The organism is Azonexus sp. IMCC34842, assembly GCF_050368855.1.
Lineage (GTDB): Bacteria > Pseudomonadota > Gammaproteobacteria > Burkholderiales > Rhodocyclaceae > Azonexus > Azonexus denitrificans_A.
Genome location: NZ_CP178449.1, coordinates 896,866 through 908,049, shown reverse-complemented (window position 1 = coordinate 908,049; position 11,184 = coordinate 896,866). Strand labels below are relative to the sequence as shown.

The 11,184-nt window shown below is 65.7% G+C and carries 10 protein-coding genes; 8 read left to right on the top strand and 2 right to left on the bottom strand.

Annotation, left to right across the window (positions count from 1 at the left end; translation table 11 throughout):
- Nucleotides 1-45: 45 nt before the first annotated feature.
- Both ACLIKD_RS04205 and ACLIKD_RS04200 read right to left on the bottom strand, forming a co-directional pair.
- On the bottom strand, nt 46-945 hold the full coding sequence (locus ACLIKD_RS04205; protein WP_428827290.1) for a nitrate- and nitrite sensing domain-containing protein: 900 nt from the start codon (nt 943-945) through the stop codon (nt 46-48).
- A gap of 9 nt (nt 946-954) precedes the next feature.
- Complete coding sequence (locus ACLIKD_RS04200) at nt 955-2,145, bottom strand: methyl-accepting chemotaxis protein (RefSeq protein WP_428827289.1); 1,191 nt, start codon at nt 2,143-2,145, stop codon at nt 955-957.
- 295 nt (nt 2,146-2,440) lie between these two features.
- Here ACLIKD_RS04200 and prfB point away from each other — a divergent pair.
- The 8 genes from prfB (at nt 2,441) to ACLIKD_RS04160 (ending at nt 11,157) form a co-directional block, all read left to right on the top strand.
- Nucleotides 2,441-3,545, top strand: a protein-coding gene (gene prfB / locus ACLIKD_RS04195; protein WP_226419016.1) for a peptide chain release factor 2 whose coding sequence is annotated in 2 segments (ribosomal slippage) — nt 2,441-2,521 and nt 2,523-3,545 — 1,104 coding nt in all. Because the reading frame shifts where the segments join, the coding sequence is not laid out codon by codon here.
- A gap of 21 nt (nt 3,546-3,566) precedes the next feature.
- Complete coding sequence (locus ACLIKD_RS04190) at nt 3,567-4,823, top strand: hypothetical protein (RefSeq protein ID WP_428827288.1); 1,257 nt, start codon at nt 3,567-3,569, stop codon at nt 4,821-4,823.
- A gap of 2 nt (nt 4,824-4,825) precedes the next feature.
- Entirely contained in the window at nt 4,826-5,152 is a 327-nt protein-coding gene (locus ACLIKD_RS04185; RefSeq protein ID WP_428827287.1) for a cupin, read from the top strand.
- Nucleotides 5,153-5,245: 93 nt separating this feature from the next.
- A complete protein-coding gene (gene lysS / locus ACLIKD_RS04180) occupies nt 5,246-6,763 on the top strand; it encodes a lysine--tRNA ligase (RefSeq protein ID WP_226419013.1) in 1,518 nt (505 codons plus the stop codon).
- Nucleotides 6,764-6,872: 109 nt separating this feature from the next.
- Nucleotides 6,873-7,670, top strand: coding sequence for a hypothetical protein (locus ACLIKD_RS04175; RefSeq protein WP_428827286.1), 798 nt, complete (start codon nt 6,873-6,875; stop codon nt 7,668-7,670).
- The gene (locus ACLIKD_RS04170) at nt 7,671-8,171 is read left to right on the top strand and encodes a hypothetical protein (protein WP_428827285.1); all 501 of its coding nucleotides are present in this window, start codon (nt 7,671-7,673) and stop codon (nt 8,169-8,171) included.
- Nucleotides 8,171-10,087, top strand: coding sequence for a bifunctional tRNA (5-methylaminomethyl-2-thiouridine)(34)-methyltransferase MnmD/FAD-dependent 5-carboxymethylaminomethyl-2-thiouridine(34) oxidoreductase MnmC (gene mnmC / locus ACLIKD_RS04165; protein WP_428827284.1), 1,917 nt, complete (start codon nt 8,171-8,173; stop codon nt 10,085-10,087). The genes ACLIKD_RS04170 and mnmC overlap by 1 nt, the downstream gene beginning before the upstream one ends.
- A 194-nt stretch (nt 10,088-10,281) precedes the next feature.
- Entirely contained in the window at nt 10,282-11,157 is an 876-nt protein-coding gene (locus ACLIKD_RS04160) for a hypothetical protein (RefSeq protein WP_428827283.1), read from the top strand.
- Nucleotides 11,158-11,184: the final 27 nt, after the last annotated feature.

Below are 11,184 nucleotides of genomic sequence, written 5' to 3'. Positions count from 1 at the left end.
GCAAAATACCGGGCAAGGGCCGATCCTGCCGTTGCCAACCGCCGCTCAAAACGAATGCGCATACCCTGCGGGGCGACCGGACTGCCCGGACCAGCCATCGCCGGCCAGTTGCCGGCCACACTCGTCAATCAAGCCAAAGACGGCATCGACGGCCCGCGTTGCCCCCGCGAAGTACTCCGCCACCGTCACGGAAATTTCGGCACTGACCAGCATCCGGGTGCGCACCAGCTCGGCCATCTGCTGCACCGCAAGCCTGGCGCCCGCCGCCTGCACACTGCGCATGTCGCCCTCGGCAGCCTGCTTGAGCAAGGTCTCGGCGCGGGCGATCAGGAACATCAGGCGGACCCGGGCTACGGCGGAGCAAGTCTTGCGGGTCACCACGCTCAACCCGACAGCGCGCGCCTGACCAAGACATTCGGTAAGCGCTGGCAGGCGGCTGGCATAGTTGCGCACCATGTCGCGTGCGCCGCGGTCGCCGACCAACGGTTCGAGCCGCGCCTCGCCGAGGGCGGCCAGCCACTGCAGCAGTTGCTCGATCAGCAGACTGTGCTCGACGATGCTTTGCTCGACCGACAGGCCGGCCAGTTTTTCCCGCAATTCCTGCCAGCGGCGCTGAAACAGAGAAAGGTCGTTGGGCGTCAGACAGGGATGGGGTTTGTCGCTTTCACTGCGGGCCACCGGGCGCAACGACTGGAACAGGGCATCGATTTCCCGCCCCTTGCTGTCGAGCTTGCTGGCGAAGCTGCGGTCGCCGGACAACCACGCCGAACTCATGCCGCGATGCTGCTGAAAGTGCGCGGTCAGCGCCAGCAACGAACGGCAGCCGGCCAGCGAAGTATCCAGCGAGCGCCCGGCATCGACCCAGCGCCGGCGCCGCTGAAGCAGCAGAGAAAGGCCGGCAATCACCACGGCCGCCCCGAGCATCGGATAAAAGATCCATTCCATCGCCATACCTCATTCGTATTGGTAGTTGTTCAGGGCGCCAGTCAATTGCACGGCCAAATCGCTCAGATAGCGCGACAGTTCGCTGTTTTCGCTGACCAGGTGTTCGTTGGCATCGGCCAGTTGGGCGACCTTCTCGATATCGCGCGCGATGTTCTGGCCGGCTTCGCTCTGCTCCCGGCTCGCCGCGGCGATGTCGCGAATCAGGTCGAGCGTGCGCTGGGCGTTTTCCTCGACCCGCCGCAGATCTCCAACCGCCTCGCCGGCATCGGCCAGGCTGTGGGCCGCCTCGCGGTTGGTCTGGGTCATCGCCGCGATCATGCCGGCGACTTCGCCATGCACGCCTTCGATCCGTTCGCCGATTTCGCGGGTTGCGCTGCTCGTCCGCTCGGCCAGCTTGCGCACCTCGTCGGCCACCACCGCGAAGCCCCGCCCCTGCTCACCGGCCCGCGCTGCCTCGATGGCGGCATTGAGCGCCAGCAGATTGGTCTGGGCGGCAATTTCCGAAATCAGCCCGACAATCGTGTCGATTTCCCGCGAACGCTCGCCCAGCCGTGCCGCGCTGCCCGCCGTCCGATCCACCGTCGCCGCCAGACCCTGCAGGCTGGCGGCCAGTCCACCCACCCGCTCGGCCCCGGCCAAGGCCATCCGGCGCGACGCCTCGGCCACCTCGGCGGCGCCCTGCGCGCTGTCGCTGGTCATCCCCAGGCTGACCGTCAGTTCTTCCAGCGTGGCCGACGACGAGAAGGTGATGTCGCGCTGGCGACGCACGCCGGCATCGCCGCCGCTGGCGTTCTGCCGGCTTTCACTGGCGACGCTGGAGATTTCCTGCGACATCCGGGCGAAGTTCAGGAACAAGCCGGCCAGCGAACGCGCCATGCCGTTCAGACGCTCGGCCAGCGGCGCCAGCACGCCGCACTGCAGCGTATCCAACCGCGCCACCAGCTTGCCGGCGGCTAGATCGTGGGCGAAGGCATCGATCATCGCCAAACCGCGCTCCAGGCTGCTCACCAGACGACTGGCGAGCAGCGCCGAAATCGCCAGCCCGAGACAGCCCAGCCAGCCAAGGTAAAGAGAACCACCGCCGGCAAAACCGCAGGCCATGGCGGCCCCGGCAAGCACGGCGAACAGCCAGGAAATCAGTAGAGGCAGACGCAGCCTGGCCTGAAAGGGTTGGGCAACAAACGAATCACGGTCGGTCATGGGGAGTCTCGGGCGTTATTGATATTGTTGCGATGCAATATGCAAAACCCTTGCCACGTCGAAGGTGACGATATTTCTCATACGAATCAACAAAGCGCCAAAGGCCAGCTATCAGCAAGGCTGGCACGAATCCCAAAATGAGGCGCCCCTCGGCCAACCCGCGCCGACCGCGCACCGGTCTGGTGCCTGTCGATCTCGCCGCAGCCCCGGCCGCATGCCCTGAGTAACAGGCCGGTCATATTCCGGGCGCCCGGCGGCTATAATCTCGCCTTTGCAATGCACTGGAATTAGCCTCATGGAAGCCGAACAACTCAACAGCATCTCCAACAAGCTCGACGATCTGGCGCAACGCGCCGCCGAGCTGCGGAGGTATCTTTGACTACGATCACAAACGCGAACGCCTGACCCTCCTCAACCAGGAGATGGAAGATCCCAAGATCTGGGACGATCCGAAACGCGCCCAGGAACTGGGCCGCGAGAAAAAAGCGCTGGAAGACATCGTGCTCGTTCTGGAGGCCGTGCAAGGCAGCCTCGACGACGGCCGCGAACTGTTCGCCATGGGCAAGGAAGAAGGCGACGACGAGACGCTGCATGCGGTCGAGGCCGATAACGCCGAAACCGAAAAGAAGATTGCCGCCCTCGAATTCCGCCGGATGTTCAACAACCCGATGGATCCCAGCCCCTGCTTCCTGGAAATCCAGGCCGGGGCCGGTGGTACCGAAGCCCAGGACTGGGCCTCGATGTTGCTGCGCATGTACCTGAAGTACGGCGAAAAAAAGGGCTTCACGGTCGAAGTGATGGAAGAATCGGAAGGTGAAGTCGCCGGCATCAAGGGCGCCACCATCAAGTTCACCGGCGACTACGCCTACGGCACGCTGCGTACCGAAACCGGCATCCACCGGCTGGTCCGCAAGTCGCCGTTCGACTCGGCCGCCCGGCGCCACACTTCGTTCACCAGCATTTTCGTGTTCCCGGAAGTCGATGACTCGATCGAGATCAACATCAACCCGTCCGACGTGCGTACCGACACCTACCGCGCCTCCGGCGCCGGCGGTCAGCACATCAACAAGACCGACTCCGCCGTCCGTCTGACCCACGTGCCAACCGGCATCGTCGTCCAGTGCCAGAACGACCGTTCGCAGCACCGCAACCGCGACGAAGCCTGGCAGATGCTGCGCGCCCGGATCTACGAGTTCGAACTGCGCAAGCAGCAGGCCGAACAGCAAAAGCTGGAAGATGCCAAGTCCGACATCGGCTGGGGTCACCAGATCCGTTCCTACGTGCTCGACCAGTCGCGCATCAAGGATCTGCGCACCAACTACGAAACCGGCAATACCCAGGGTGTCCTCGATGGCGACCTCGATCCCTTTATCGAGGCCAGCCTGAAACAGGGCGTTTAAGGCCGTCGCGGCCATCGCTCCGTGAGGCGCCTCCTCGCCTGGCTGGCCGGCACGCTGCTTCTGCTCGTGCTGGCCGCCATCCTGCTGGTCCTGACGGCGCTCGACAGCACGCCGCTGGTCAGCCGCAGCGCGACCATCTCGCCGCAATCGGTGGCCGAGGCCCGCTGGCTGTTGCTGACCAACGATCCGCGCCGGCTGCGCTCCGGCGAGGCGCGTCGCACCGCCATTCCCGCCGCGCTGATTGACGAAGGCATCAACCATGTCGCGACGCGTTTTCTGCATGGTCGGGGCGCCTTGCTGCTCGGCGAAAATTCGGCCGAGATCCGCCTGACGCTGCAACCGCCGCAGTTGTCCGGCAATCGCTTCCTGAACATCAGCGCGACGGTGCAGGAAGTCGCCGGCCAGCCGCACATTTCCAGCGCCCGTCTCGGCCGCCTGCCGATCCCGCCGGCCTTGCTTGAACTGGCGCTGCATGGCGGATTTCGCCTGGCCGGCTACCAGCGGGAACTGACCCTCGCCCTGGCCGCCGTCCAGGAACTCCGCTTCGAACCCGAGCGCCGCCGCGTCATCGTCGGCTACATCTGGGAACCGGCCCTGCTTGAGCGGGCCCGCTCGATCGCCGTCAACCCCGAGGATCTGGCCCGTATCCGCTCGGCCCACGAAATGCTGGCCGGCCTCCTTGACCACCATCGCCCCGGCGCCCGGGTCGACCTGCCAGCCCTCCTTGGCCCGCTGCTCGACATCGACGGCAGCGACCAGCGCGCCAACCGGCGGGCCGCCATCTTCGTGCTGGCCGCCTATCTATCCGAAAAAAATCTCGCCGCGCTGATCCCGGAAGCCGCCAACTGGCCGAAGGTTCGCCCGGTCATGCCGACGCTGCTCGGGCGCGGCGACAGCGCCCAGCATTTCGTCGTCTCGGCAGCGCTGGCCGCCTGGGCCGGCGAACCGATTGCCGAGGCGATCGGGCTCTACAAGGAAATTGCCGATGCCCACCACGGCAGCGGCTTCTCCTTTGCCGACCTAGCCGCCGACCGGGCCGGAACGGCCTTTGGCGAGCTGCTGCTCGGCCCGCCGGACAAGCTAGACCGGTTGCTGAAAACGCCCTTCGTAGACAGCGATCTTGCGCCGTCGCTGGCCGGTTTGCCGGAAGGCCTCGGCCAACGCGAGTTCCGCCAGCGCTTTGGCGACACCGGCAGCCCGGCCTACCGGCAGATCGTCGCCGAAATCGACCGCCGCCTCGCCGCGCTGCCGCTCTATCGCCCCGGCGGAAAATCCTGAGCATGCTGACCAATCTTCTCGCCGCCCTGCCGACCCAGCTGGCCACCGAGCAGTTCGCCGAACTGCTCGCCCGGCCGGGGCTGCGCATCGAGCGCATCGTATCGACCGGACACCGCAGCCCACCCGACTTCTGGTACGACCAGCCGGACGGCGAGTGGGTGCTCCTCCTGCAGGGCGAAGCGCAGCTCCGTTTTGCCGACGAAACCACCGCGCGCCGCTTGCTGGCCGGCGACTTCATCGATATCGCGCCACACCGCCGACACCGCGTCGACTGGACGCTGCCGGACCAGCCGACGGTCTGGCTGGCCATTCATTACGCGGCCAACTAACGCGGCACGCTTTCCCTGAACGGCCAAATCGGCGAAAATTCAGGGTTCTACGCGGTCCACCGCAGCAACCCCCCATTTCCAAGGACTATCCGCATGGCCACCACCGACAACGCCGAACAGCAAGTCCCGGTTCAACAGGACGAAAACCAGCTCATCGCCGAGCGCCGTGCCAAGCTCGCCGAATGGCGCAAGACCGGAAAAGCCTTCCCGAACGACTTCCAGCGCGAGAACACCGCCGCCAAGCTGCTCGAAGGCTACGATGGCAAGACGACCGAAGAACTGGCCGAACTGCCGGTCGAAGTGAAGGTCGCCGGCCGCATGATGCTGAAGCGCGTCATGGGCAAGGCCTCGTTCGCCACGTTGCAGGATCTCTCCGGCCGCATCCAGATTTACGTCACCCGCGACCGGGTCGGCGAAGAAGTCTATGCCGACTTCAAGACTTGGGATCTCGGCGACATCGTCGGCGTCGTCGGTACGCTGATGAAGACCAAGACCGGCGAGCTGAGCATTCAGGCCGCCGAAATCCGCCTGCTGACCAAGTCGCTGCGCCCGCTGCCGGACAAGTTCCACGGCCTGGCCGACCAGGAAATGAAATACCGCCAGCGTTACGTCGATCTGATCATGAACGAGGAAACCCGCTTCACCTTCCTCGCCCGCAGCCGCATCGTCGCCTCGATCCGCAATTACATGAACGGCCACGGCTTCCTCGAAGTCGAAACGCCGATGATGCACCCGATCCCCGGCGGCGCCTCGGCCAAGCCCTTCGTCACGCACCACAACGCGCTCGACATGCAGCAGTTCCTGCGCATCGCCCCCGAGCTGTACCTGAAGCGCCTGGTCGTCGGCGGTTTCGAGAAGGTCTTCGAAATCAACCGCAACTTCCGCAACGAAGGCCTCAGCCCGCGCCACAATCCGGAATTCACGATGATGGAATTCTATGAAGCGTATGCCAACTACCAGACGCTGATGAATTTCACCGAAGGCCTGCTGCGCCACGCCGCCCGCGAGGCGCTGGACCGCGAAGTGTTCACCTATCAGGGCCGCGAACTCGATCTGTCCAAGCCCTTCCATCGCCTGACCATGGTCCAGGCCGTGCTGAAATATTGCCCGCAGTACAGCGAATCCCAGCTCAACGACGCCGACTGGCTGCGCGAGCAGCTGACCGCCCGCAAGGTCGAGATGCGCGGCACGCCGGGCCTCGGCAGCCTGCAATTGCTGTTCTTCGAGGAAACCGCCGAAGCCCTGCTCTGGGAGCCGACCTTCATCATCGACTACCCGGTCGAAGTGTCGCCGCTGGCCCGTGCCTCGGACAGCAACCCGGACATCACCGAACGCTTCGAACTGTTCATCGTCGGCCGCGAAATCGCCAATGGCTTCTCCGAGCTGAACGACGCTGAAGACCAGGCGGCGCGCTTTGCCGAACAGGCCAAGGCCAAGGATGCCGGCGACGAGGAAGCGATGTACTACGACGCCGACTTCATCCGCGCCCTCGAATACGGCCTGCCGCCGACCGGCGGTTGCGGCATCGGCATCGACCGGCTGATCATGCTGCTGACCGATGCGGCAGCGATTCGCGATGTAATTCTCTTCCCCCAGATGCGTCCCGAGTAAACGTGGCTGCGCTTGCCAATACTGCGTTGCAAGCGGCCTTGCATAGCGCTGCTATGCGACGGTCGCTTGCGCCTTGTCTTGCCTGCGCTCGCGCACGTTTCGCATTGCAGTGAACGAAAACCAAGGACTCGAAACCGCCGCCCGGGCGGCTTTGGCGGCCCACCCCAGTCGCGCCCTGGTGTTCGACCACGCCGGTCGACGCTATGTCGTCAAGAAGCTGGCGGCAAAGCCGCGCAAGCTGCTGCAGACGCTGTTCATGCGCTGGCTGGTCAAGCGCCTGACCGGCCAGCCCTTGCCGCTGAGCACCCTGGCCCTGGCGGAAGCAGCCGGGAGCATGGATTTCGAAGCCAATCGCCTGAAGGCGCTGGCCAAAGCCGACGTCCGCGTGCCACAGGTGGCGCTGGTCACCCCGGAATTCTTTATCCTTGACTACTGCGGCACGGTCGTTGCCACGCTACTGGAAGACTGGCCGGCGGCCACCTGGCGTAGCGAGCTGGCCAAGCTGGCCGGCGAACTGGGCGAATTTCACCGGGCCGGTCAGTGGCATGGCGGCGCCCAGATCAAGAACATCACGCTGCACGACGGTCTGAGCTACCGCATCGACTTCGAAGAGAATTTCGGCGAATTCCTGCCCTTGAGCGCCGCCCAGACGGCCGACCTCGTGCTGTTCCTGAATTCAATCTCGCTGGCCGGGCCGATAACCGAAAGCGAATCCCGTCAGTTGCTGCCGCAACTGCTCGACAGCTATTTCGCAGCCAACCCGGACCCGGAAATCAAACAAGTTATTTGCCGTGCCCGGCCGGTGCTCAAGCGACTTGCCACGGTCGCCGGCCTCTTTCAGCGCAGGTCGAAGAAAGGCATCCGCCGGGTACTGATTCTGGTCGACGTGCTGGATGGCGTGAAATAAATGGACCTGCATCAGCTCCAGATAGCCAACGACAGTGTCCAGGATCGCCTGGTGCTGCGCATCGGCACCGAGGCCAACGAAGAGTTCCGGATCTATTTCACCCGCCACTTCCTGCGTGAAATCTGGCCACACCTGACCGCCATGCTGAGCGGCCATCTCGGCGCAAACGCGCCGGCCGCCCTGCCCGAGAGAGAACCGGAGGCCGAAGCTGCCGGCTTCGCCGAACCGTTCCGCGAGGATCACCCCAGCTATCCACTCGGCAGCACGCCGTTGCTGGCCAGCGAGGCGACGCTCGAAGCCGGCGCGCCAGGCGAGGCCCGATTCACGCTGCGCGAAGGCCGGGAACGCAGTTTCACGCTGGACCTCGACGCCGAGCTGCTGCAGATCCTGTGCGCCATGCTCCACGCCGCCAGCGAGCAGGCGCAATGGGATCTGGTCCTCGACTACGATGCCCCGGCCGCGATTGCCGGCCCCAGCGGGCCATCATCCCTGCTCCATTAGTGGACAAGCTGCAACCCGCCCGCCTCGAATACGCCACCTGTGGCACGCCGTACTCGGCGGCCTATGACGATCAGTATCACTCGGCCTACGGCGGCCCGGCCCAGTCGCGCTACGTCTTCCTCGGCGGCAACGAACTGCCTCAGCGCTGGCAGGGTAAGGACCGCTTCGTCATTCTCGAAACCGGCTTCGGACTCGGCCTGAATTTCCTGGCCACCTGGCAGGCCTGGCGTGCCGATCCGCAGCGCAGCCGCCGCCTGCACTTCGTCTCCTTCGAGAAACACCCGTTCACTGCCGCCGACCTCGCCATTGCCCACCAGGCCTGGCCGGAGTTCGCCGAGTGCGCCGGCCAACTGCAACAGCACTGGCCGGTCCTGACGCCGGGCATGCACCGCCTGCACCTCGATGCCGGCCAGGTCATCCTGACCCTGATCTTCGGCGATGCCTCGACGCAGTTGCGCACGGTCAATGCCTCGGTGGACGCCTTCTTTCTCGACGGGTTCTCGCCGGCCAAGAATCCGGAATTGTGGTCGCCCTATCTGTGCCGGGCGCTCACCCGGCTGGCCGCCCCGGGCGCCACGCTGGCCACCTGGACGGTGGCCGGCGCGGTGCGCGCCGCACTGAACGACGCCGAATTCGAAGTCCGGAAACGCCCCGGCTTTGCCGGCAAACGGCAGATGCTGGTCGGCCGTTTCCGCTCGCAACGCCCGAACCGCCACGCCGCACCGACCGACCGCCGGGCCATCGTCATCGGGGCCGGGATCGCCGGCAGCACGACGGCCTACCGCCTGGCTGCCGCCGGCTGGCAGGTCACCGTACTGGAACAGGCCGCCGCCCCGGCCAGCGGCGCCTCCAGCAACCTGGCCGGGGTCTTCCGGCCACTGCCCAGCGCCGACGACAACCGGTTATCGCGTCTAACCCGCGCCGGCTACCTGGCGACCCGCGCCCTGCTGACCGAACTGCCGGGCGCCCGCTGGGCCGCCTGCGGCGTCTTGCATGTCGGGCGCGATGCCGAGCATGAAGCGCAGCAACGCCGCGCCGTCGAGGCGCTCGGCTGGCCGCCCGAACTATTGCAATTCGCCGATCGTGCGGCCGCCAGCCGCCACCTCGGCTGGCCGGTCACGGCCGGCGGCTGGTGGTTCCCGGACGGTGGCTGGGTGCAACCGCCATCGGTCTGCCGGGCCGCACTGGCCGCCTTTCCCGAACGCATCACGGTACATTTCAATGCGCCGGTGGAACGCCTGGAGAAGACCGCTACCGGCTGGCAGGCCCGCGCCGCATCCGGCGCCGTACTGGCCGAAGCGCCGGTACTGATCATGGCGAGCGGAGCAGCCGCGCCGCGCTTCGCTCAATTCGCCTGGCTGCCGCAGTATGCCGCCCGCGGTCAGGTCAGTCACCTGCCGGCCCGGGCCACCACGTCGCTGGCCGCCGTCGTCGTCGGCAAACCGGGCTATGCCATGCCCGAGGTCGACGGCCTCTGCCTGATCGGCGCCACCCAGCAGGACGGCGACCTCGATCCGAATGAACGACAGGCCGACCATCGCGCCAACCTCGAACGCATCAACCGCCTGCTGCCGAGCTTCGCCGACGCCATCGAACCGGCCGGCCTGCATGGCCGCGTCGGCTTCCGCCCGATGTCGCCCGACCGCATGCCGATCGTTGGCCCGGTACCGGAGGCCAGCGCTGCCGGCCACGGCCATCACCGTCTGCATACCCTGCCCCGCCAGCCCGGCCTGTGGTGCGTGCAGGGCTTCGGGGCACGCGGCATCGTCTGGTCGGCGCTGATGGCCGACCTGCTGGTCAGCCAGATCGAAGGCGAACCGCTGCCGCTGGCCAACGACCTGGTCGATGCGCTCGCCCCCGGCCGCTTCCTGCTCAAGGCCAAGCAAGCACCAAGCGAAGCGGGCGACGATACCTGAGACGAGCCGCTTCGCCTTGACATTGGCATTGACAGAGCGGTCCTCGTGTAATAAAACCTCACTCGCTGCAGACCATTCCCCGATAACGACAAAGTTGCCATACCCAGCGCTGCAGCAGGCGTAGCGCCGGTCAGGCAGCGTTTTCCTCCCCAGCCCCTCGAAAGCGATCGTTTCATTTCAGGAGTTGTACGACGATGTTCGGCAAAATTGCTCGTTTCATTCGCGTCGGCGAACCTGCCGCCGCGCAGCAACATCCCCTGCTTGCCCAAGTCATTGCTACCGTCGGCGGCAATATCGAGGAGGCCCGCGACTTTACCAAGCTGGTGATACCGGCCATCGAGGGTATGCTCGCCTACCTTGACCGACAGATTGCCGCGCTGCCCGGCCCGGCTGCCGTCTCCGAACAGTTGTTCGGCACCGATCCGGTGGTCTCCACGCTGTTCCCCGAGGCCGACGAGATCGGCCGCGCATTCGGGCGCAGCCTGGCCGTCAAGGAAACCCTGCCGGAGCTGGCGCGCGGTGGCCACGACGAGATTCACGCCCTGCTCGGCATGCGCTGCAAGCCGGCCAATGGTGCGGTGGCCGGCTTTGCCGACCATGTGCTGCACAGTCTGGCGCCCAGCGATTCCGATGCCCGGGAAGCGCTGCGCCAGGCAGCCTTCGACCGGCTGTTGCGGAACTTTACCGAACATGTCGAGAAACTCCGACGCAAGGAACGCCTGCTCAAGCTCGAATGGGAATGGAACCTCCGCCATGACGTGGCCAAAACCATCGAAACGGCCGACGAGCCGGAATTCGTCTATGCCGCCCAGGAACTGACTCCCGACAACCTGCTGCGCGGCCTGATCGCCTGGCTGAACACGCCGGAACGCTTCTTCCGCCTCGAAGGCAGCGGGATCAGCATGCCCGGGGCACCGGCCGCGGCATCCAGCGAGCCGCCGGCCAGCCTGCCGATGCTCCACTGCAGCGACCGGCGCCAATGGCTGGTCTGCTTCATCCGTTTTTCCGCGGCCGACGCCTTGCAGGCACTGCAGCGGGAAACCCACACCCATCGCTACATTTTCATCTAAAGCACGCTCTCCGCCCGGCTGGCGGCC

Coding starts and splice junctions, on each gene's coding strand:
- ACLIKD_RS04205 (WP_428827290.1), bottom strand. CDS start 945: ATGGAATGGATCTTTTATCCGATGCTCGGGGCGGCCGTGGTGATTGCC.
- ACLIKD_RS04200 (WP_428827289.1), bottom strand. CDS start 2,145: ATGACCGACCGTGATTCGTTTGTTGCCCAACCCTTTCAGGCCAGGCTG.
- ACLIKD_RS04185 (WP_428827287.1), top strand. CDS start 4,826: ATGCTGACCAATCTTCTCGCCGCCCTGCCGACCCAGCTGGCCACCGAG.
- lysS (WP_226419013.1), top strand. CDS start 5,246: ATGGCCACCACCGACAACGCCGAACAGCAAGTCCCGGTTCAACAGGAC.
- ACLIKD_RS04170 (WP_428827285.1), top strand. CDS start 7,671: ATGGACCTGCATCAGCTCCAGATAGCCAACGACAGTGTCCAGGATCGC.
- ACLIKD_RS04160 (WP_428827283.1), top strand. CDS start 10,282: ATGTTCGGCAAAATTGCTCGTTTCATTCGCGTCGGCGAACCTGCCGCC.